This is a genomic window from Rheinheimera soli (assembly GCF_031457405.1).
In the GTDB taxonomy this organism is placed as follows: domain Bacteria; phylum Pseudomonadota; class Gammaproteobacteria; order Enterobacterales; family Alteromonadaceae; genus Pararheinheimera; species Pararheinheimera soli_A.
Map to the genome: position 1 here is coordinate 164,451 of NZ_JAVDWR010000003.1, position 22,572 is coordinate 187,022.

Genomic DNA, 22,572 nt, shown 5'->3' on the forward strand with positions numbered 1-22,572 from the left:
CCTCCCTGTCACGGGCCTTTTTCGTTTAGCAAGGAGTAAAACATGAGGGTGCTTAAGTTTGGTGGTTCGTCTCTGGCGTCGGTAACCCGCTTCCTCGAGGTGGCGGATATAGTGCAACAACAAGTGGGTAACCAGAGCGTTGGTCTGGTGTTGTCTGCGCCTCAAGGTGTCACCAACTTACTGGTGGAACTGACAGATCTGGCTTTTTTAGGCTCGGATTATCAGCCTTTACTGCTGCAATGGAAGCAGCGTCTGGCACAGTTAATAGCAGAAGCTGCTTTGCGGGTCAGTAGCGAACAGCTAAAAGCAGTGCAGCAACTGGCGGACGAACAAGAGCAAAAGCTGACTGAACGTTTGCAAGGCATCAGCTTATTGAGTTATTGCCCTGATCATATCAAGGCGCAAATTTTAGGGATGGGAGAGCAGTTTAGTGTCTGTCTGATGACAGCTCTGTTTAAATCCCGTCAGGTTGATGTGGTGCTGCTGGACTCTGTGGCTTTGGTGAAAAGTCAGGGCGATTATTTAAATGCGGTGGCAGATATTCCTGCTTCTGAACAAACTTTTGCTGCAGCTTTGGCTAAACAATCGGCGCAGGTCTATGTAATGGCCGGTTTTGTCTCCAGCAATGCGCAGGGTGAGCTGTGTTTATTAGGCCGCAATGGCTCTGACTACTCAGCTGCTATTGTCGCTGCTGCGGTCAAAGCATCAGTCTGTGAGATATGGACTGATGTAGATGGCGTCTACAGCGCCGACCCACGTCAGGTGAAACAAGCCAAACTGATTGACCATTTATCTTATGATGAAGCTATGGAGCTGTCGTACTTTGGTGCCAAAGTGCTGCATCCAAAAACCATTGGGCCTCTAGCTCGTTTTCAAATTCCTTGTTATATCAAAAATACCTTAAATCTGGCAGCTTCGGGCACCTGCATTGATGCAAATAATAATGGTGATTCGCTGGTTAAAGGCATTTCCAGCCTTGAGCATCTGGCGCTGATCACTGTCTCTGGCCCAGGACTCAAAGGTGTGGTCGGTATGGCCTCGCGTGTGTTTGCCACTATGGCGCGTGAGCAGGTATCGGTCAGTTTAATTACTCAGTCGTCTTCTGAATTTAGTATCAGCTTCTGTGTGGCACAACTGGATTTAGCCGCTGCGAAAAAAGCGCTGGAAGCTGAGTTTGAACTGGAATTACAAGGCAAGTTATTAAGACCACTGCAAATCTTATCCGATATGGCGATCGTGAGCCTGGTAGGTGACGGTATGCGTCAGCATCGCGGTGTGGCTGCTAAGTTTTTTGCGTCTTTAGCGCAAGCACGGGTCAACGTAGTGGCTATAGCGCAAGACAGCAGCGAGCGTTCTATCTCAGCTGTGGTAGAACAAAAGGCCTGTCAGAATGCGGTGAAGGTCTGTCACGAGAACTTCTTCAGCCATATCCCAAGCATCGATGTATTTCTGGTCGGTTGTGGTGTGGTGGGCAGTGAATTACTGGCGCAGTTCCAGCGTCAGCAGCAGTTCTTACAGCAACGTAACGTTAAGCTGAAAGTCTATGGTATTGCTAACTCTAAGGCCTTGTTGCTGGATGAAAAGGGTATAGAGTTAAGCCAGTGGCAACAGCAAATGCAGCAAGCCAAAGCGCAGTTTTCTGTGGCAGATTTAAGCCGTTTTGTGCAGGAGCAGCATTTAACTAATCCGGTTTTGATTGATTGCAGCAGCGCAGAACCTGTGGCTAATTTGTATGTTGATTTCTTAAAAGCCGGTTTTCATGTAGTGACACCAAACAAAAAAGCCAATACGGGCTCTTTGGACTATTACCATCAGTTGCGTCAGGTGGCACAGCAGCACCGTCGTCGTTTCCTGTATGAAACCACTGTAGGCGCTGGTTTGCCGGTGATCGACACCTTACAGGGCTTGTTTAATGCCGGTGACGAGCTGGTGGCTTTTGAAGGGATTTTATCCGGCTCTTTGTCGTATATTTTTGGTTTGCTGGAGCAGGGTGTTGCTTTATCACAAGTAACCACTCAGGCCCGTGATTTAGGTTTTACCGAACCGGATCCTCGCGATGATTTATCCGGTATGGATGTGGCGCGTAAGTTACTGATTATGGCTCGTGAATCGGGTCTGATGCTGAATTTAGCTGATGTAGAAGTAGAAGGTGTGTTACCCAATGACTTTGCCCCTGGCACAGATGTAGCCACTTTTATGCAGCAGTTGCCACAGCTTGATCACGCCTTTGCAGAGCGCATTGCAGAAGCGAAAGCCAGAGGCCAGGTGCTGAGGTATATAGGCGAAATCAATGAAGGTCGCTGCAAAGTAGCCATCAAAGCTTTGGATCTGGATCACCCATTGGCCAAAGTGAAAGACGGTGAAAATGCGCTGGCTATTCATACCCGGTATTACCAGCCTATTCCTTTTGTGTTACGTGGTTATGGTGCTGGTGCTGCGGTCACCGCAGCTGGTGTGTTCAGTGATGTGATGCGGACTTTGTCCTGGCAGCAGGAGATGTAATATGAAGTCGTATTTTGCGCCTGCATCCACAGGGAATTTTTCTGTTGGCTTTGATTTATTAGGCGCTGCTTTTGAGCCTGTGGACGGCTCTTTGTTTGGTGACGAACTGCGTATTCATAGTGAGCAGGCAGAGCTGAGCTTAAGCCTGACTGGCCGTTATGTGCATCAGTTGCCAAAAGACACGGACCATAACTTAGTGCTGAAGTGTTTTTATGCCTTTGAAAAGGCAATAGGCCGAACTTTGCCGCGACTGCAACTGGAGCTGGTGAAAAACCTGCCGGTAGGCAGTGGTTTAGGCTCCAGTGCCTGCTCTATAGTGGTCGCCTGTTATGCCTTTAATGACTACTTTGGTAAACCTCTGGATGACTATCAGCTATTGCAGCTGATGGCGCAGTTGGAAGGGGGCGTCAGTGGTTCAGTGCATTACGATAATGTGGCTCCATCCTTTTACGGTGGCTTGTTATTGATGTTGCCGGACAGCCCTTTGTTGTGCCGGGCTTTGCCCTGGTTTGAACACTGGCAAGTGGTGCTTTGTTATCCGGGTACTGTGCTGTCGACCAAAGAAGCCCGGGCTGTATTGCCACAGCAATTGACGCTGAAACACAGCATAGCTTTTGCCGGCATGTTAAGCCGTTTTATCAGCGCTTTGTATGCCAAAGATGAAAGCGAAGCTTTTGCTGCTTTGCAGGACTTAGTGGCAGAACCTGCCCGTCAGCATCTGATGCCTGAACTTGCACCAATACGCGAAAAGTTAACAGCTCAGGGTATAGGGCATGTAGGTATTTCCGGCGCTGGCCCTACTATTTTTGCGGTTTGTCAAAATGACACTCAGGCCAAATTTGCCGATGATTATTTACAACAGCATTACGCTAAAAACTCAGATGCCATGACTACAGTTTGTCGTCTGGCGAGACAAGGCGCACGTGCGCTGTAGGATGTAAAAATGCAATTAACAAATACGAAAGTCGCTTCACAACAAGTTAGTTTTTTGGACGCAGTGCGTATTGGTTTAGGTGAGCAGCAAGGTCTGTTTTTCCCAACCCAGTGGCCAACTCTGGATATAGAAGCTTTATTAGAGCTGCCTTTTGTTGAGCGCAGCGCCAAAGTGCTACACGCTTTAATAGGTGATGAGCTTTCAGCTGAACAAATTCATCAGATGGTAAGTAACGCTTTTCAGTTTCCGGCCCCTTTAGCGCAAGTGACAGAGGATGTGGCTTGTTTAGAGTTATTCCATGGCCCAACTTTAGCCTTTAAAGACTTTGGTGGCCGTTTTATGGCACAGGCTTTAATTCAGGCGCAAAAGCAGCAGAATGTCAGTAAAACTACTATTGTCACTGCCACTTCGGGTGATACAGGTGCAGCTGTAGCTCATGCTTTTTATCAACAGGCAGGTGTGGATGTGGTGATTTTATTTCCCAAAGGAAAAATCAGCCCACTGCAAGAGAAGTTGTTTACTACTTTAGGCCATAACATTCACACATTGGCGGTAGAAGCTGACTTTGATCAATGTCAGGCTTTAGTTAAAGAGGTATTTAACGACCGCGATTTAGTCAAACAGCTAAATATTAACTCAGCGAACTCTATTAATATCAGCCGTTTATTTGCCCAGATTTGTTATTACTTTGAAGCTGTGGCTCAGGTGCCAAAAGATAAACGTGATCAAATCGTCATTGCTGTGCCCAGTGGTAACTTTGGTAACCTGACCGCTGGTTTGATTGCCAAGGTATTAGGTTTACCTATCAAGCGTATGATAGCTGCTACTAACTTAAACGACACTGTGCCGCGTTACTGGAAAGATGGCCAGTGGGCACCGAACAAAACTGTGGCAACCTTATCCAATGCGATGGACGTCAGTGCGCCGAATAACTGGCCACGGGTTGAAGCTTTATTGGCGCAAGGTAAAATTTCACGCGACGATTTAGAAGCTGTGATGGTGGACGAAGAAGATACCCAGGTCTCTATGCGTTTATTGGCGCATTTAGGTTATGTCAGCGAACCTCATGCTGCTATTGCCTACAAAGCGTTAAAACGCAGTTTGCAGGACGGTGAATTTGGTATTTTCTTAGGCACTGCGCATCCGGCGAAATTTAAAGAACAGGTCGAAAACATCCTTGGCAGTCCTATTGCCTTACCACCTGAGTTAGCTGCTGTGGCATCTGAGACAAGTTTAAGTGCAGATATGGCGCCGGATTTTGTACAATTACGCCAATTCTTACTGACTCTGGATAAATAAACTGTGTCTTTACACTGGCAAGACGTGATTGGGGCTGAAAAAAATCAGCCCTATTTTCTGCAAACTATGGATTACTTAAAGCAACAACGTGCCGCCGGGCAAGTGATTTATCCACCTGAGGCACTGGTGTTTAACGCTTTTAAGCTGACGCCTTTTGCAAAGATGAAAGTAGTAGTGATAGGGCAGGATCCTTACCATGGTCCCAATCAGGCCCATGGTTTAAGTTTTTCTGTGCCTGCAGGAGTCGCTATTCCACCTTCTTTGCGTAATATCTACAAAGAGTTGGCGCTGGAGTATGTGGATTTTCAGGTGCCCAAACATGGTTGTCTGGAAAGCTGGGCAGAGCAGGGCGTGTTGTTACTCAATACCGCCTTGACTGTGGTGGCGAATGAAGCCAATTCACACCGCAATTTAGGCTGGGAGCAGTTTACCGATCAGGTGATCCGCGCTATCAGTGCTAATGCTGAAGGCATCGTCTTTTTGTTATGGGGCAGCCATGCGATTAAAAAATCACAGCTGATAGACCAGACAAAACATCATATTCTGACAGCACCTCATCCATCACCTTTGTCAGCGCATCGTGGCTTTTTGGGCTGTGGACATTTTGCCAAAGCAAATGAATTGCTGCAGCAACAAGGCAAACAACCAATCTGCTGGCAGGTGTAACCAGAGGTACCCTGATTAGAATTGGGCCTGAATTACAGCCAAATAAAAAGCCCCGACATTGCTGCCGGGGCTTTTTATTAACTTAATTCGATGTCAACTAACTCAGGCTCTATGGTCCAGTCTATGTCTTCCAGTTCTCGTTTTAAGCGCTGGCGTTCTTTGACTGCTTCAATTTCGCGCCACTTGCGTTTTACTGCACGGCTCTTGGTCGCAGGACGCTCCAACATATTCAGTAAGTCTTCGAAGCTTTCCATGGTTGCCCCTCTGAGTTGTTGTTATTTTCAACAAATTAGTACCACACTTTGTCTAAAAATAAAATAACTCTTTGACACAAATATGAACGAAAAATGAATGTTTTTCGTTCATTCAACGGCTTAGCCCAGGTTCAACTGCTTAAATTTTGCGATAAGTGCTTGTGTGGACGCATCAAAGCTGTTTTTTTGTTGATCAGATAACACCTGATAAATAGGCGTTGATAACTGCTTACCCAGCTCTACACCCCACTGATCAAAAGAGTTAATATTCCACAATACACCCTGACAAAACACCTTCTGCTCATAAAGCGCAATTAAGGCGCCTAAATAATAAGGTGATAATTCCGGCAGTAATAAAGTGTTGCTTGGCTTATTCCCTGGCGACACTTTATGTGGTGCCAAAGCAATAGCTTCAGCTTCTGACGCACCAGTGGCCAAAACTTCGGCTTTGGCTTCATCAAAGGTTTTACCCTGCATCAAGGCCTGAGTCTGGGCAAAGCAATGAGCAGCTAATCTGTGGTGGTGATCTTTTAGCTCGTGGCTGACTTTGGCTGGCAGAATAAAGTCTGACGGCACAGCCAATACACTTTGATGCAATAACTGATGGTAAGCGTGCTGACCATTAGTACCTGCATCCCCCCAAATTACCGGAGCTGTGGCGTCGGTGAGTGGCTTGCCATCGACATCCACTCCTTTGCCGTTACTTTCCATATCCAGTTGCTGCACATAAGAGGGCAGGAAACGTAAATAATGGCTGTACGGCAACAAAGCCTGAGCCTGACAACCTTTGGCATTGATATACCAGACGCCAAGCAAGGCCAAAATCACCGGCATATTTTGCTCAAGTGGGGCATGGATAAAATGCTGGTCCATATCACGGGCGCCTTTGAGCAGTTGCTGAAACTGCTGCATGCCCAATTGCAACGCTACAGGGAAACCTATGGCAGACCACAATGAATAACGACCACCCACCCAGTCCCACATCGGCAGAATATGTTCAGCCACTATACCAAACTCCGCTGCGGCTTTGATATTGGACGAAGTAGCCCAGAAATGCTGAGCTATAGCGGCTTTGTCTGCGCCTTTATCAGTGAACCACTGACGTACAGCCAAGGCATTTTGTTTGGTTTCTTCGGTACCAAAAGACTTGGAAGCAACAAAGACCAGAGTCGTTGCAGGGTCTAAATTTTTCACCACATCAGAAACAACGGCGCCGTCTATATTGCCGGCAAAGTGAATACGCACCGGGCTTTGGTTAAAAGGCGCTAAAGCTTCACAGGCCATTTGTGGGCCCAATAAAGAGCCTCCAATGCCAATCCAGATCAGATCCGTGATGGCATCTCCCTGATAACCTTTGTATTCACCCTGATGCAACTGGCCAATCAGCTCCGCCATTCGTGCATGGCAGGCCTGAATTTCTGGTTGCAAATCAACACCATCTAACACTAAAGGAGTTTTTGAATCTGCACGTAACGCCATGTGCCAGACCGCACGTTGCTCAGTGTTGTTAATTTTGTCGCCGTTAAGCATCTGCTGCATTTTGCTTTGGATCTGGCTTTGTTTTGCCAACTCCAGCAGCTTTTGCCAGATGCTATCTGTGATCAGGTTTTTGGCAAAATCCAGGTGAATACCACAGGCATTAACCTGAAATTTTTCAGCACGTTTTGGATCTGCGGCAAACTCCTGACGCAAGGACAAAGGCTGTTGCGCCAGCTGTTTTAATTCAGCCCAGACTGCAGACGACATCATATAAACTCCTGTAGTGTTCACTGTGGTGAAAATATTAAGCTTGTAACCAGGCCTGTAACTAGGCCTGTAATTGGGCCTGAATCAGACTTTCCAGCTTGCGCTGATCAATGGCAAATTTACGAATACCTTCCGACAGCTTTTCTGTCGCCATCGCATCTTCATTCAGTGCCCAGCGGAATTCTGTTTCAGTTAAAGCCGCAGCTTCTTGTGTGGTAGCACCTGTATCTTTCAGATGAACTGTTAAATCGCCTTGCTGCTGACTCAATTCTTCCAGTAATCCAGGGCTGATGGTTAAACGGTCACAGCCTGCTAAAGCTAAAACTTCGCCAATATTGCGGAAACTGGCGCCCATCACCACGGTTTTATGGCCATAAGTTTTGAAATAACGGTAAATTTCGCGCACAGAAACTACACCAGGATCGGTTTCTGCCGTGTAATCTTGTTTGGTGGCTGCTTTGTACCAGTCCAGAATACGGCCAACAAAAGGTGAAATTAAAAACACACCAGCTTCAGCACAAGCACGGGCCTGCGCCATATGGAAGAGCAGCGTCAGGTTACATTGAATACCTTGTAGTTCCAGTTGGCGGGCCGCCTGAATGCCTTCCCAGGTCGAAGCTATTTTGATCAGAATCCGATCTTTGCTGATGCCATTTTCTTCATACAAAGCGACCAGTTGCAGCGCTTTAGTGATGCTGGCCTGGGTATCAAAAGACAAGCGGGCATCCACTTCAGTAGAAACACGACCTGGAACTAACTTGCTGATCTGAGTACCAATATCAACCGCAAACTTATCACTGGCGATGCTGACTTGTGTCGCCAGATCTGAGCTTTTGCTTTTGGCGTAAGCCACAGCCTGAGCCAATAAAGGCGTAGAAAACTCCAACTGACTGGCGTTTAATAACAAAGAAGGGTTAGTGGTGGCATCTACAGGGCGGAACTGTTCAATGGCACCTAAGTCGCCACTATCGACTACTACAGTAGTCACTGCTTTTAGCTGTTCTAGTAATGTGCTCATATTGTTTTATTACCGTTTTTCTGATCACAACTTCGTGATATTAAGTTTTATACTAAATAAATGTAGGAAAATTACAACATAAAAACCTGCTTTTATGGCAAGTTTCCGACATTTCGAATGGGTGCTGATACAGCTGTTGCAATGCAGGGAGCATGCGCCTTTCATGTTAACCTGAGCTTAACATTAAAAAAAGTAAAAACCATGGCAAAGCCGCGTCCGTATTGAGTTTTATTGTCGAATCAAAGCTGATGTTTTGATATAGTCTCTAACCTTAGTTGTACAGGAAGCCAAAACCCATGTTGATGGTGATATCACCCGCCAAAGATTTAGATTATCAAAGCCCATTACCAGTCCAGGCATTCAGCCAACCGGCTTTGCTGGATCAAAGCCTTGAACTGATGCCTTATTGCCGCGATCTGACACCTGCTCAGCTGTCCAGCCTGATGCATATCAGTGACAAACTGGCGGGCCTTAATGCGGCGCGGTTTGCAGAGTGGTCCACGCCTTTTACACCGGACAACGCCCGTCAGGCTGTCTTTGCTTTTAATGGTGATGTGTATCAGGGCTTGCAAGCGTCCAGCCTGAAACAAAAAGATCTTGAGTATGCTCAGCAGCATTTGCGTATTTTAAGTGGGTTATATGGTGTATTAAGGCCGCTGGATTTGATGCAACCTTACCGTCTTGAAATGGGCACTTCGTTAGAAAATGGCCGTGGCAAGAATCTTTACCAGTTCTGGGGCGACCGCATCAGTACTGAACTAAACCAGCAACTCGAACAGCTAAATTCACAAACTTTGTTGAATCTGGCTTCTCAGGAATACTTTAAAGCTGTGGATAAAAAGGCGCTGAAGGCCAAAGTAGTGAATGTAGAATTTAAAGACTTCAAAAATGGTCAGTATAAAATCATCAGTTTTTTTGCGAAAAAAGCCCGAGGCCTGATGGCGCGTTATGTGATTGAACACCAAGTTGATCAGTTGGATGGTTTAAAGCAATTTAACAGTGCCGGTTATCAGTTTAGCAGTGCCGACTCCAAAGCTGACAAACTGGTGTTTACACGGATGCAACAACAAAACTAATACTTCGCCGTTTTTAGGCGAAGTAAGCTGAAAAAGCCGCATAAAACTGCGGCTTTTTGTTGCGCTTTTTTAATTGGCTTTTGCTAAAATGCGCGGCTCTATTGATCTGAGTGTTGCCCTATGAAATTCCCTGGTCGTCGTAAACTCAAACATTATTTTCCTGTGTCTCAGCCTAAGCTGACTTTACCCAGCTACGAAGTGCGGCCAGAACTGGACACTTATATTGTGGGTTTGGACCAAACCATAGTGGATGTAATAGCCAACGTCAGCGATGAATTTCTGCAAAAGTACGGCATAGGCAAAGGCTTATCGAATTTAGTCGAACATGGCAAAGCCGATCTGATTTATCAGGAACTGGTAGGCTCCAATGCTATTTCTGATCACTTTGCTGGCGGCACTATTGGCAACACAGTGCACAACTATTCAGTACTGGCCGACGATAAATCTGTGTTATTGGGTGTGATGTCGTCCAATATCCAATTGGGTTCTCCTGCCTATCACTACTTATGCCATACCAGCAGCAAAGTGGATATGAACCATCTGCAAGGTGTGCCAGGTGATATAGGTCGTGGTATTACTCTGATCACTCCGGATGGCGAACGCACTTTTGTGATTGACCCGGGTGATATGGATGAGCTGACAGCTGCTTATATTCCAACAGATATTATCTCCAAAGCTGCTGCCGTAGTGGTCAGTGCTTATCCGCTGCGTGCGACCGACCAGCCCATCCAACAAGCCATGGTCAAAACTTTATCTGATGCCAAAGCTGCTGATGTACCTGTAGTGATGAGCTTAGGTACTAAACATTTAGTGGAAGAACATCAGGTCGTGATCCAGCAAACTCTGGCACAGTATGTCAATGTGCTGGCGATGAATGAACTGGAAGCTGAAGCTTTAACTGGTTTTGCTGATCCTTTGTTAGCAGCAGAAGCGGCGTTGGATTATGTCGATATGGTGCTGTTAACCGCAGGCCCTGAGGGTTTGTATTTATGTGGATACACAGACGCATCAGTCAAACGCGAAACCACCAATCCAATTAAATCCGGTGCTTTGGCTGATTACAACGAATTCGAATTCAGCCGCCCTATGCAGAGAAAAGACTGCCAGCAGCCAGTGAAAGTTTACTCGCACATCGACCCTTATTTAGGTGGGCCTGAGCGGATTAAAAATACTAATGGAGCAGGCGATGGCGCTTTAGCTGCTATTTTGCATGATATAGCCGCCAATCATTTTCACCGTCAAACTTTGCCTTTATCCAGTAAACACGAACAGCCTTATCTGGCGTATTCGTCCTTTGCTCAGATCTGTAAATACGCCAACCGCGTTAGCTACGCTATTCTGGTGCAAAACGCACCCCGTTTATCCAAAGGTTTACCGGAAAAAGAAGACTCTCTGGAAGAAAGCTACTGGGACAGATAACAAAGGTCTGATGCTGCGTAAAAATATCAGCATGAACTGACCAGCCTGAAACCTTATCAAAGCTCTGCGTTGATGAGGTTTCAGGCTGGTTGTAGCAGGTTGGGCCTGATGTAACATAGTGCTTTACAGCAAGGTCCAGAAGCTTCTATGCTGCGGTTATGAGTTCTAAACCCGGTACATACTGTGTGGCAGCAGGTTATATTGCTAAGTTGTTTGAGTTTTTTTGCCGTAGCAGAACCTTTGGATGTACAGTTTCAAAGTAAAATGCCCCCGGATTGGCTAGCCCAGGAGCCAGCTGGCAACGAAAGTTTAGAGTTGAGTTTAATGCGGCTGATTTTCGCGCATAACTCTGGATTACGCCCGGATTTTGCGTTGGTTAACCATACCAAAGCCAGTGAATTGACCCGAACTTCATCCAATAGCTGCATGGCCAGCATTCTGAAAAATCCACAACGTGAAGCAGAGTTTTTGTTCAGTAAACCATTTTCTGCCATTGAAGGGCTGAAACTCTATTTGCCTGCAGACAGCTTGTTCCATCCGCGACTACAAACCAAGTTAAAGCAATGGGGCGGTAAAGTCAGATTGCGTGAGTTATTGCTGACTGAACCAGACTTTATCATAGGGCTGGATATGGAGCGCTCTTATGGCTCGGATTTAGATCTGTTGTTCAAAGAGAATGCCGTCAGCCGTAATTTATACTTTAAACAAAGTGGCGCACAGATAGCTCAGCTTTGGCCTATGCTACAGCAATACAGAGTTTCAGCTGTACTGGAGTATCCTTTTATGTTGGCGACTACGGATGCCAGTAAACTGGAAGGTTACAATGTGGCGGAGGCACAACCTTTGCAATTGGCCTATTTCGCCTGCAATAAAAGTGAAACAGGACAAGCTATTATCGACCAGTTGAATCAAAGTATTGATTCACTGGCTGGTACTCAAGCCTATCTGGACTTGCATTTAAAAACAGTACCGACAGAGCGGCGACAAGACTTTGTGCAGAACTATAACAGGCTGATGCTGGGAGATTAGGACTAAGCAGAGCTTTGATTGAAGTCACAGAGTTCGCTGCGTTTTACCGCGAACTCTGTGACCATGGAATAGAGAATTAACCTTTGGCTCTGGCAGCTTTTTTAAGCGCTTTTTTCTTGGCTGCGGTTTTAGGTTTTTTCTGCTTGGTTGGCGCTTTAGCTTCTTTATGTTTAGGACGCATGCCTTCAATAAAACGGCGTTTTAATGGCTGCTCTGTGTAACGTTCTACCTTACCCACCACACCAATATCATGGGCTTCCACTAACGAAATAGCTGTGCCTTTTTTACCTGCTCGGCCAGTACGACCAATGCGGTGCACATAGACATCAGCAGTACGCGGCATATCGTAGTTAATCACATGAGTGATATCGTCGATATCCAGACCACGGGCCGCTATATCGGTCGCGACCAGAATACGCACCTGATTGTTACTGAAACGGGCTAAAGCCAACTGACGTTTGTCCTGTGCCATTTCACCCTGTAACCAGCAGCATTTTAAGCCTGCGGCTTCCAGCTGACCTGTTAAGGTGGCTAAACGCTCACGGGTTTTCACAAAAACTATGACTTTGCTGACATCTTCCTGTTTCAGAATATGAATAAGTAAAGCCAGCTTATGATCAGCGTCGTCCGCTGCGTGCATCCACTGCAGAATTTTGGCTTTTTCACGACGTGGAGGTGTGGCTTCAACCAGCACAGGCTCACGTAAGGCGCGTTCAGAAAACTTATTGACGCCATTACCTTCCAGAGTGGCTGAGAACAACATGGTCTGACGGCGACGTTTAGCTTCCAGAATAATGCGGTTCATTTCACCGACAAAACCCATATCCAGCATACGGTCGGCTTCGTCGAGGATCAGTACTTCCACTTCGTCAGCATGGAAACTTTCGTTATCCAGATACTCAATTAAACGACCCGGTGTCGCTACCAGAATATCGTTATTTTTTTCTAAGGTTTCTTTATGACTGCCATAGTTAATTCCACCTGTGATCACACCAGCATGCAGGTCAGTCAGCATAATCAGCTGTTGCACCTGTTCAAAAATCTGATAGGCCAGTTCACGGGTTGGCGTCATGATCAATACGCGGGCGAAACCCGGATCACGACGCGGAAAATCCAGCAGGTACTGAATAGCCGGCAATAAAAACGCCAGAGTTTTGCCTGTGCCTGTAGGCGCACTGGCCAGTATGTCGCGGCCTTCCAAAGCCACAGGAATAGCCAGTTTCTGAATGCTGGTCGCTTCTTTGAAACCCGCTTTACTCAGGGTTTTCTCTAAGCTCTCATCCAGTTGAAACTCAGCAAAGGTCATTTTTTCCTGTGCAGTGTTAATTTCGCTCACGCTGTTCTTACCTTCTGTTTAAATCACGTTTAATAAGATGATGTTCTGTACTGACATACAAAACAGCTTCTTATACACTGCCACTCTTTTGGCCTTAGTCAGTAAGGACAGTAGTGAGCGGCTTTCGGTGTAAAGAATTTTTTGTTGGCCACGACCGCTGTGCGATGAAAGTCGGCACGGACGCCTTCCTGCTGGGCGCATGGGCAACTTTACCCAAGGCAGGCCCAGCGCTGGATATAGGCGCGGGTAGTGGCATTTTGTCTCTGATGCTGGCGCAGCGAATGCAAAAATCAGGGCTGAACCCTTTGGTTTATGCGGTTGAGCTGGACCAGGATGCGGCCATACAGGCGCAGGATAATGTGGCGGCCAGTCGCTGGGCGGCACAAATCCAAGTCATTCAGGCCGATATTCTAACCTATGCGGCGACGGATAACCAACCAGAGCATAGATTTGAGCTGATTATCAGCAATCCGCCTTATTTTCAGCAAAGTTTAGCTGCTGTTGACTCAAAAAGGCATCAGGCCCGCCATACCGATAGCTTATCTTTTACGGACTTAGCAGTGGTTGCTAAAAAGCTGGCTACTACGAATGCTCATTTTTGTCTGGTTTTGCCTGCGGATGTTGATTTTATCTCCGTGGCAGAACTGGCGGGCTGGACTTTACAGCGGCGTTGTCTGGTCAAAACCGCTGCTCATAAAGCAGCTAAATTGCAGTTACTGGATTTTAGTGCCGGTGCCGAAACTGGCCAGAGTGAACACACAGAACTCTTGATACAGCAAAGCCCGGGCCAGTACAGTGATGAGTATCGCACACTGCTGGCCGATTTTTATTTAAGGTTTTAATTGATGACCGCTTCCAGCCCCTTTAGCCCAAAAGAGTTACGCCAGTTGGTGTTGCAGCACCAGGGCTTGCTAAAACCAGCGTCCGGTAAAGAGGCTGTGGCAGAGGTGTTAAAGCAAATCAGTTATGTGCAACTGGATTCGATTTATGTAGTGGAACGGGCACATCATCATGTGCTGTATAACAGAGTAAAAAACTATCAGCCGAAGCTATTAGACAAGGCGCTGGAGCAAAAACAGAGTTTTGAATACTGGTCGCACGCCGCTGCATTTTTACCATCGGAGGATTATCGTTTTAGTTTGCAGCGAAAGCTGTTACTGCAAAACGGCAACAATCACTGGTTTAATCCTGAGCAGCAACTGATGAATGAAGTGCTGGCCCGTATTGAAGCCGAAGGACCACTGAAGGCCAGTGATTTTGCCAGTGAAAATGGAAATGCGGGCAAGAAAAACGGTGCCTGGTGGGACTGGCAACCAGCCAAGCAGGCGCTGGAACAGCTCTTTATGCAAGGCAAGTTGATGGTGGCGCGGCGGGATAAGTTCCAGAAAGTCTATGATCTGGCGGAACGGGTCTGGCCTGATCATCATCAACATCTGCCACCTACAGACTCTGAGTTTGCTGATTATTTAATAGAGCGTTGCCTGCAAAGTCAGGCTGTGGCGACAATGCAGCAGATAGGTTACCTGCGTAAGAATATGCAGTTGGCACTCAAGCAGCAGCTAAACCAACAGCTGGAGCAGGGCAGGCTGCAGACTTTTCTGCTGGATGGAAAGACATATTACTACAGGCCCCAGTTAGCGCTTACTCACAATATCTCCCAAAAACTGCCCAATAAAGTCTGGCTGTTGTCGCCTTTTGATAACTTAGTGATCCAGCGTGACAGGTTAAAGCAGCTATTTAATTTTGATTATCAGATCGAAGTTTATGTGCCAGCGGCCAAACGTCAGATAGGTTATTACAGCCTGCCTGTATTGTATAAAGATCAGTTTATAGGCCAGGTCGATGTCAAAGCAGACAGAGCCAGCAAAACCTTATTGTTGCAGCATTTAGTATTAAATGAGCAAGTGAAATTGACGGACGCATTAAAAGCGGCTTTGACCAAAGCTGTGCTGGAATATGCCTTTTTTAATGGTTGTGAAAGCTGGCAACTGGTCAAAGCCAGTGCAAAAATTCACGACTGGCTTATCGGTTAAAGCTTGGTTCGGTAGATGTACTTCGCCAAAGCATGCTGTTGTCTCTGAAGCTCAAGTACAAAAAGCTGAGCAACTTTTGAAGCCCCCTGCACCGATAAATGGGTATTGTCGGTTTTGCCATCCGGAAACTTCTGATACAAAGCAGCTGGTACCTGAATAAAATACGGCTGACTGCCTTGCGGTCCTGACTTTTGCCAGAAATCGCAGCTTTGCTTCTGTAAATCAAAAAAGTCGATTTGAGCCAATTCGGCCTGCTGTTTGGCTTGGGCTGCATAAGCGGCTAAATCCCGCTTTAAGCTGTTGCCTGTAAAATTTCGCCTGCAGATCGAGCTGGCAAGTAGTGGAATAGCGGCTTTGGCTTTTACCTCGCGGATAAACTGCTGCAGCAACTCTGGGTAACGCGTATTCACTTCGGCATAACGTTTGGGGTCGTCTTGTTTTTGATCGTTATGACCAAATTGGATCAGTACATAATCACCCGCTTGTAATTCATCAAGCAGCATTTGCAAGCGGCCTTCATTTAAAAAACGAAGAGTACTGCGGCCATTGGCTGCTAAATTAATCACTTGCAGTTGCGGCAGCATAAATTCAGGCAATAACTGACCCCAACCGCGCTCCGGATATGCCAAATTGGTTTTATCCGACATAGTGGAATCGCCCACCAGATAGAGTCTGGCTGGCGGAGTATGGGCTTTGGCTTTTAACCAGCTACGAATGGTGTTTAACTGCTGTTCAGGCTGCCACTGGCCCTGATAGACCCAGTCTGCATTGATTTTTGGTGTGTTTTTGGGCCAGTTATCTTTTATCCAGCTGTAATTGGCACCACTGGACCCACTAAAATAGCTACGCTCGCCCCATAAGTTGGCTCTGTCGCGGTTGGGTTCATCCGGATAGGTTTTACGGAATATCGGCTTATCTGCCATCAAAGGTGAATACTGATTATTTTGCAGGTAAAACTGGGCGTCATAATGACGGCGAGCTAATAAAAAGCCCTGAATACCGGAGAGTTTCGAGTCTGTGACCACTAACTTCGTATTTTGATCCAGTTCACCGTCATGCCAGAGTGAGGCTTCAGTGGCCTGACTATAAAACTGGCTCTGTTTTATCCATGCAGTGCCGCGTGGGCAAACATAATCGACATGGCCTTCAAAATAACAGTTGCTGTGGTAATACAGTCCGGTTTTATTCCACAAACTTAAACTGTCGGCGCCACCTGCTATCACCCGGCATTGGTCGGTGATAATACGGCTGGCCTGCTCAAAACCACGAATGGCAAACTGATGGTCGTGGTCGCCATACAAAGAGCCATAACTGTTAAATACGGTTAAATCCAGCAGCACTATATCCGAGGCTTTAATATTCACCACAGCAGAGCCCCAGTCGTCAGGTTGCTGTTTTAAATAGTTTTTACGAAGTTCAGCAAACTCAATGGTGGTGCTGGTTTTACCGCTGCCAGCCAAAACCACTTTGTCGCGATTGAGGTAGAGCTTTTCTTTATAAATACCAGGGCCAATTTCAATCAAAGCCCATTCTTTGGTCGAAGGTAAGGAGTCCAGCGCTTGCTGAATAGAGCTAAAAGGCGCTGAGCCATCTAAGGCGACCTGCACGCGCAGTGGTTGCTCACTGGCGTGCAGATTCAGGCAAAACAGGCTGAATATAATCATACTCAGCCTGATAAACAGAAATCGCATCAGCTTAGTCTTTTAACAACTGTGCCATTTGCACACCAGCCATAATAAAAGGCCCTGTGCCTTTGCTGTCGTTGCGGTAGACAGGCTCACTCATGTAGTAGTGATAGCTGCCATCCCGACCTGCACCTAAACCTGCAACCTGTACCATAGTGGTCAGGCTGATACTGCCATCCGGATGCACCAGTACAAATTCATTTAAAAGGCCTTGCCAGGCTTTTTTACTGACATCCAGATACTGCTCTTTCGGCAAATAACCTTTATTGATGGCTTTGGCATAAAAGTAAACAAACATGCTGCTGCCGCTCGATTCCAGATAATTACCACGCTCACCAGCTTTATCCATAATCTGATACCAGACGCCCGTTTCGGCATCCTGATACCTGGCTAAATCTGCTGCCAGTTCGGTTACCATATTCAGCAGTGGCTGGCGTAATTCGGTGTTATCCGCTGGTATATAATCCAACACATCCACCAGCGCCATAGCTAACCAGCCAATAGCACGGCCCCAGAAGTAAGCCGAGCGACCTGTTTCTTTATCAGCCCAATCCATTTGTTTGGACTCATCCCAGGCATGGAAATACAGGCCTGTTTTATCATCGCGTAACTGCTCCCGGGTCACGACAAACTCATGCACGGCTTGATCCAGGCTGGCACCTTGCTCAAACAGGCTGCTGTAATATGCTAAAAACGGCATGCCCATATAAACCCCATCTAACCACAACTGATGCGGATAAATATTTTTATGCCAGAAAGCGCCGTTTGAGGTTTTAGGATGATGCTTTAATTGCTCACGTAAGGCTTGAGCTGCCAGTTGATATTTGGGCTCTTTTGTTTGTTCAAATACCCGCAGCAGCAGGTTGCCGCTATTGATACTGTCGATATTAAATTTGCTGGCGTCATAGCTGTGAATGCTGCCGTCTTCGGTGACAAAGGTATCTGCCATTTTATTGATCACGGCCTGATAAGCCGGATCTGCGGCGTATTTATTTAAATCATCAAAAGCCTGGATCAATAAGCCTGTGGTGTATTCAAAGCTGACAGGCCTATCCCGTTCAGTGTCCCAACCGCCCCAATAATACTGGCCAGCCTGGCGATTCAGCTCAGAGTTAGCCAGTTGCTGGCTCCAGTATAAAGCCCGTTCGCTGGTCAGAGGCTGATTGGTTTGTGTGTTAGTGAATGCTGTTTTTAAGCTCAAACGTGGTGTTAACGTTAAACGCTCCACTTCCTGCTGCAGATACTCCACAAATTGCTGTTCATTCGTGATGCCATTCAGCTCATGTCGCCAGGCACCTAACAGGTAATAGTCCAGATGCTGTCCTGACACATTCATTACAGCCACATGGTTATGTTCGTCTGTGGTTAACTCCTTGAGCTTGCCGCGTTTAAATAAAATCGCCATGCCTAAATTGGCGCCATCCAGGCTTTGTTTGCCATAAGTCGCCAGGTAAGTGTAAGTATGGCCGCTGCTTTCCAGTGTGCCTGTTAACAACTTAGTGTCAGGGAGTTTCACTATGCCAAGCGCCAGATTATCCAGTGGCTGGCTTAAGGTCAGGCGATTTTGCAGCAAACGGCTGCCAGCTGTCATCGACAAATGTGCTCTGATGTCCAGAGTTTTACCGGCAATTTGCCAGTTTTTGTAGTCGATAGTCAGGGCGGAATACAAAGCGCCATTTTCGATAATATTAACGCTGTGGCCGTCCAGTTTAGAGACTCGCTCTACCTGAGACCCATCCCAATAGCCAAAACCACCGGCGCCCACAGCTTTGCCAACTTTCAGCACATCCATGCCCCAGTCAGCAGCTTCATGGTAGGAGCTGTAACCATCCTGACCTATTTGATTTAACACAGGCTGACCGGTTTTATTGCCAAAAATATCAAAACCGTTACGCCAGTCGAGATAAATACGGTAAGCCACTTTATCGGATTCAATACCAGGGCCGTCGTAACGGATAAATTCACTGTGATCTGTGTATTGGGGGGGCGGAGTCAGGTGCTTTACATTTTCAAAATGGCCACCGACATATTTTTTGTCCTGCCACTGTCCACCGGTTTTTTGCGAAACTTCAGCCTGAGTTTGTTTTGGCAACTCTGTGGCTGTGCCTGCAGTGATTTGCAGTGCTAAAGTTTCACCAGCACTCAGAGTAGGGCTTAACACTAAGGTATCTTTTTGACCATCAGCGTTGCGGTCAATCCACTGGGATGGCAATTGGCCTTGTGCTGTGGTCGCGATAAAAGCTGAATTCTGTACTGCGCTTTCTGTTAAACCTAAATCTGCAGCAGAAACATAGATGGCTTCTTGCACTCTGGCGAAACCAGAGGGGTTATGAATGCTTAAGGTGGCGACAGATGTGGTGGTGGCTGCCTGAGCAACCACGGCCTGTTGTTCCGGTGCTGGGGTTGGTTTACCGCAGGCTGCTAAAAAACTTAAGGTGAGGCAGGAGATCAGTAATGGTCGCTTTAAAACATAGCTCACGGCTAATACCTATTGTGAAAGTAAAAACAAAATCGTGACTTGCAGCAGAACATCACAAGTCACGCCAAAGCCGCCATCCTTGGCTAAGCCAGTTTTATTTATCCAAAAAAGATTAGAACTTGTATTGAGCGCCTAAGTAGTACTGGCGGCCTGTTTCATGGTAATAGGTCAGGCGGTCACCCGCTGAGTCGACCCATTGATCATCGACTTCATCAGTCAGGTTTAATGCCTCAAAACTGATTTTCCAGTTGTCGTTGATGGAATAAGAGATGGAGGCGTCTACGTTAGTGGTGGCGTTGGTGCCTTCCATATCGTTGTTATCACGACCTATAGCTGTGGTCAGGTATTTACCACGTTTCGCCATTGAGACACGGGCATTTAACGCCTCATGCTCGTAGTAAATAGTGGCGGCAGAGGTGTTTTTTGACAAACCATTTAAGTCACGGGTGGCTTGCACTACACCAGCAGCACTGACATAGTCCATCTGTGCATCAACATAAGTGTAGTTTCCGATAAAACCAAATCTGTTCCAGAACTCTGGTAAGAAGGTAAAAGGCAACTGATAGCTGACTTCCACACCTTTTAAATCACCACCAGGGCCATTCAGTGGCGTAGTCACCTGCCAGTCCACATTTTCATTACAATCAGCATTGTAACCAGGACCAGCTGTACAGGCGTCGATAGCTGCCTGGATAGGTAAACCAGTTGCAGTAAAAGCTTTGGTTTCACGTAAAGTCTGGACATGGCTGTCAATATCTTTAAAGAAAAACGCTACACCTAACATCGACTCGTCAGAGAAGTAGAATTCAAAACCTAAATCGTAAGTGCGGGCTTTGGTTGGCTCCAGTTGTGGGTTACCACCACCTACAGTGCGGCTGCCACCTGATACAGAAACAGATACATCAGGACGAATAGCACCCAAACCAGCGCGAGCCATTACTTCTGCTGCACCAAAACGTATGATCACATCGTCCCATGGCTCTAACGCCAGGTTCAGTGACGGCAAGACTTCATTGTAATCATGTTCGGCAGTGATCTGAGTCGGGCTGGCGGCAATAGTAGCCCAGGCTGTAGAGGTCTGGTCTGATTTGACATGACGTACACCGACATTACCACGCAGAGGCATATCGTTGATGTCAGTATCAAAACCCAATTGCAGGTAAGCGCCTAAGCTTTTTTCATTGGCTGAATAGTTATCAGGACGGCGGAAGTCTGCACTAACAGCAAAAGCACCTGTGTTGCTGTAAATACCATACTGAGCATCTATGGCAGCAAAATCAGGCACTAACCAAACAGGCTGGCTGCCTAAACCTGAATCATATTGCATTAGCATATCTGGCGTATAAACAATACCTGCGCCGTTTTCGGCTTGACGACGGGCTTCGTAGGTTTCAAAACTAAAGTCTTTGTAATGTAAACCTGCTTTTAAAGTCATATTGTCGGTGAGCAGATAGGTGAAATTAAGCTCTGCGGTATCAAAGGTATTTTCTGCGCCCAGCGGACGTAATCGTAGGCTGTTGGAGGTCCAGTCATTAGGATCAAAGACACCGGCACCAAAAGTTAAATCAGGGTTTTCTCTGTTGGCGCCGCGATAATCATAGGCAAATTCAACCCCACGTTTTTCTGCTACCAAAGTAGTTTGCACCGGGTTATCAAACTCTGATGTGGCTGTGCCTATCATGGCATCCATACTCAGGTTATCGGTCAGGTGTTGCTTCAGCCTCAGGTTGTACTGCAAAAACTCAGTACCTAGCTCATCAAAACGGTTTTCGGCACGGATAGTGGCATTTTCAAAACTGCCGTAGGTCATGGTATTGGTATTATCGATAAAATAATCGACAACATTCATCACACCTGTATTACCAGAGGCTGCAGTAGCTGTGGTTGGTCTGTTTGCCCCAGCGTTTAAAATACCCTGTAAAAATACTTCATTACGGGTCGCATCTGTTTTTGCATACAAAATATCTAAATCAATTTTTGTATCGTCATTAGGTCTGAACTGAAAAGATGAACTTAAACCTAAACGGTCCAGATTATGAGTGTAGGAATCGTAACGTGGTAAGCGTGGTCTGGCTGCGGCGTTAATTTCTTCCAATTCAGGCGCTGTAGCATTGCCCTGGTAAAAACCAAAGTCGTTGACACTGTTCCAGCGTACTGTGCTGGAGCCCTGATCTTTAATTTGGCGTTCTGAATAAGAGGCGGAAAATAAAGCGCCTAGCTTACCATCTGCAAAAATGTTACTGACTAAAAATGAGGTTTTAGGATCCGATTTCTCAGACAAGTCGTTGTAACCCATCTGGCCTGAGGCTGCAAAAGTAAAACCGTCGTAGTCAAAAGGCTGTGCGGCTCTTAAATCAACAGTTGCTCCTAATGAACCCTCTTCAACATCAGCTGATGCGGTTTTACGTACTGTCAAAGAGCTGAATAAATCGGAAGAAAAGGTATTGAAGTCAAAACCACGGCCACGGTTGGCACCACCAATCTGGTCTGTACCACCACTGGTGGATACTGCTTCCATACCGTTAATACGAACACGGGTAAATTCAGGGCCCAGGCCCCGTACTGAAATCTGGCGGCCTTCACCTGCTGCACGCGAAATAGCAATACCTGGAATACGCTGTAAGGATTCAGCCAGGTTTAAATCCGGGAAGTCGGCAATATCTTCAGCCAGAATAGTGTCGATAGCGCCATCCGACTGGCGTTTTTGATTTAAAGCGTTGGATAACGAATCGCGGAAACTGCCTTTCACTTCGATCACTTCAATTCTTTGTTCTGCTTGTGCAGTTTCAGCTGTTTCTTGGGCCGATACAGAAAATAGTGAAGTACAACCTGCAATAGCCAAAGCTAAAGCAACTTTATTCGGGTGAAATGGCGTGTTGGTTTTGGCCATGATCTCTACCTCGTCCTGTCTGGTTCAAAGCGTTCAGCCAGTACATGCCAGCTGTATTTTTAATAATGGAAGACGCTTTGTGCGACTCCCTGTTGATTTGTCTACCGGTGGCAAAAAATGCTTGCAATTTTGTGCCACCGATGGCAAAAAGCTAACACCAAGCTTAGATTACTGTCAAATGTCGCACAAAAAAAAATCAGCCATGT

At 46.5% G+C, this 22,572-nt stretch carries 16 protein-coding genes; 9 read left to right on the plus strand and 7 right to left on the minus strand.

The features are described 5' to 3' along the window. Positions 1-42: 42 nt before the first annotated feature. Genes thrA through ung form a run of 4 tightly spaced genes read left to right on the plus strand, consistent with a single transcriptional unit; the run spans position 43 to position 5,401 of the window. On the plus strand, positions 43-2,502 hold the full coding sequence (thrA, locus tag J2W69_RS07240; RefSeq protein WP_310276064.1) for a bifunctional aspartate kinase/homoserine dehydrogenase I: 2,460 nt from the start codon (positions 43-45) through the stop codon (positions 2,500-2,502). A 1-nt stretch (position 2,503) separates the two neighbouring features. Continuing rightward, complete coding sequence (gene thrB / locus J2W69_RS07245; protein WP_310276066.1) at positions 2,504-3,436, plus strand: homoserine kinase; 933 nt, start codon at positions 2,504-2,506, stop codon at positions 3,434-3,436. A gap of 9 nt (positions 3,437-3,445) precedes the next feature. Beyond that, positions 3,446-4,735: a threonine synthase gene (gene thrC / locus J2W69_RS07250; protein ID WP_310276068.1), complete on the plus strand. Its 1,290-nt coding sequence runs from the start codon at positions 3,446-3,448 to the stop codon at positions 4,733-4,735. A gap of 3 nt (positions 4,736-4,738) precedes the next feature. Continuing rightward, positions 4,739-5,401: a uracil-DNA glycosylase gene (gene ung / locus J2W69_RS07255; RefSeq protein ID WP_310276070.1), complete on the plus strand. Its 663-nt coding sequence runs from the start codon at positions 4,739-4,741 to the stop codon at positions 5,399-5,401. A 77-nt stretch (positions 5,402-5,478) separates the two neighbouring features. Here ung and J2W69_RS07260 read toward each other — a convergent pair whose 3' ends face one another. The 3 genes from J2W69_RS07260 to tal form a co-directional block, all read right to left on the minus strand. Beyond that, positions 5,479-5,655 (minus strand): DUF3545 family protein, encoded by a 177-nt coding sequence (locus tag J2W69_RS07260; protein WP_008897291.1) that lies wholly within the window; start codon positions 5,653-5,655, stop codon positions 5,479-5,481. Positions 5,656-5,775: 120 nt separating this feature from the next. Continuing rightward, positions 5,776-7,404, minus strand: coding sequence for a glucose-6-phosphate isomerase (gene pgi, locus J2W69_RS07265; RefSeq protein WP_310276072.1), 1,629 nt, complete (start codon positions 7,402-7,404; stop codon positions 5,776-5,778). Positions 7,405-7,462: 58 nt separating this feature from the next. After that, a complete protein-coding gene (tal, locus tag J2W69_RS07270) occupies positions 7,463-8,419 on the minus strand; it encodes a transaldolase (protein ID WP_310276074.1) in 957 nt (318 codons plus the stop codon). A gap of 296 nt (positions 8,420-8,715) precedes the next feature. Between tal and yaaA the strand changes: the two genes are divergently transcribed. The 3 genes from yaaA (at position 8,716) to J2W69_RS07285 (ending at position 11,943) form a co-directional block, all read left to right on the plus strand. After that, entirely contained in the window at positions 8,716-9,495 is a 780-nt protein-coding gene (gene yaaA / locus J2W69_RS07275; RefSeq protein ID WP_310276076.1) for a peroxide stress protein YaaA, read from the plus strand. Between the two features lie 120 nt (positions 9,496-9,615). Then, complete coding sequence (locus J2W69_RS07280) at positions 9,616-10,914, plus strand: inosine/guanosine kinase (protein WP_310276078.1); 1,299 nt, start codon at positions 9,616-9,618, stop codon at positions 10,912-10,914. Between the two features lie 183 nt (positions 10,915-11,097). Further along, positions 11,098-11,943 carry a hypothetical protein gene (locus J2W69_RS07285; RefSeq protein ID WP_310276080.1) on the plus strand — a complete coding sequence of 282 codons (846 nt, stop codon included), beginning with the start codon at positions 11,098-11,100 and terminating at the stop codon, positions 11,941-11,943. A 76-nt stretch (positions 11,944-12,019) separates the two neighbouring features. Here the strand turns inward: J2W69_RS07285 and srmB are convergent, their stop codons facing one another. Then, positions 12,020-13,279 (minus strand): ATP-dependent RNA helicase SrmB, encoded by a 1,260-nt coding sequence (srmB, locus tag J2W69_RS07290; RefSeq protein ID WP_310276082.1) that lies wholly within the window; start codon positions 13,277-13,279, stop codon positions 12,020-12,022. 113 nt (positions 13,280-13,392) lie between these two features. On the opposite strand from srmB, the gene J2W69_RS07295 reads away from it, so the two are divergent. Both J2W69_RS07295 and J2W69_RS07300 read left to right on the plus strand, forming a co-directional pair. Continuing rightward, on the plus strand, positions 13,393-14,121 hold the full coding sequence (locus J2W69_RS07295) for a tRNA1(Val) (adenine(37)-N6)-methyltransferase (protein ID WP_310276084.1): 729 nt from the start codon (positions 13,393-13,395) through the stop codon (positions 14,119-14,121). Between the two features lie 3 nt (positions 14,122-14,124). Next, a complete protein-coding gene (locus J2W69_RS07300; protein ID WP_310276086.1) occupies positions 14,125-15,312 on the plus strand; it encodes a winged helix-turn-helix domain-containing protein in 1,188 nt (395 codons plus the stop codon). Here J2W69_RS07300 and J2W69_RS07305 read toward each other — a convergent pair. The 3 genes from J2W69_RS07305 to J2W69_RS07315 form a co-directional block, all read right to left on the minus strand. Continuing rightward, positions 15,309-16,976: a pectinesterase family protein gene (locus J2W69_RS07305; RefSeq protein WP_310276088.1), complete on the minus strand. Its 1,668-nt coding sequence runs from the start codon at positions 16,974-16,976 to the stop codon at positions 15,309-15,311. The two genes, J2W69_RS07300 and J2W69_RS07305, sit on opposite strands and share 4 nt — an antisense overlap. A 31-nt stretch (positions 16,977-17,007) precedes the next feature. Further along, on the minus strand, positions 17,008-19,476 hold the full coding sequence (locus tag J2W69_RS07310) for a DUF4861 family protein (protein WP_310276090.1): 2,469 nt from the start codon (positions 19,474-19,476) through the stop codon (positions 17,008-17,010). Between the two features lie 112 nt (positions 19,477-19,588). Then, positions 19,589-22,366 (minus strand): TonB-dependent receptor, encoded by a 2,778-nt coding sequence (locus J2W69_RS07315; RefSeq protein WP_310276092.1) that lies wholly within the window; start codon positions 22,364-22,366, stop codon positions 19,589-19,591. Positions 22,367-22,572: the final 206 nt, after the last annotated feature.

Bases quoted from the DNA above. Each gene is read 5' to 3' on its own strand.
- thrC (WP_310276068.1), top strand. From the start codon at position 3,446: ATGCAATTAACAAATACGAAAGTCGCTTCACAACAAGTTAGTTTTTTG.
- J2W69_RS07305 (WP_310276088.1), bottom strand. From the start codon at position 16,976: ATGATTATATTCAGCCTGTTTTGCCTGAATCTGCACGCCAGTGAGCAA.
- yaaA (WP_310276076.1), top strand. From the start codon at position 8,716: ATGTTGATGGTGATATCACCCGCCAAAGATTTAGATTATCAAAGCCCA.
- thrA (WP_310276064.1), top strand. From the start codon at position 43: ATGAGGGTGCTTAAGTTTGGTGGTTCGTCTCTGGCGTCGGTAACCCGC.
- J2W69_RS07280 (WP_310276078.1), top strand. From the start codon at position 9,616: ATGAAATTCCCTGGTCGTCGTAAACTCAAACATTATTTTCCTGTGTCT.
- thrB (WP_310276066.1), top strand. From the start codon at position 2,504: ATGAAGTCGTATTTTGCGCCTGCATCCACAGGGAATTTTTCTGTTGGC.
- J2W69_RS07300 (WP_310276086.1), top strand. From the start codon at position 14,125: ATGACCGCTTCCAGCCCCTTTAGCCCAAAAGAGTTACGCCAGTTGGTG.
- tal (WP_310276074.1), bottom strand. From the start codon at position 8,419: ATGAGCACATTACTAGAACAGCTAAAAGCAGTGACTACTGTAGTAGTC.
- pgi (WP_310276072.1), bottom strand. From the start codon at position 7,404: ATGATGTCGTCTGCAGTCTGGGCTGAATTAAAACAGCTGGCGCAACAG.
- J2W69_RS07260 (WP_008897291.1), bottom strand. From the start codon at position 5,655: ATGGAAAGCTTCGAAGACTTACTGAATATGTTGGAGCGTCCTGCGACC.
- J2W69_RS07315 (WP_310276092.1), bottom strand. From the start codon at position 22,366: ATGGCCAAAACCAACACGCCATTTCACCCGAATAAAGTTGCTTTAGCT.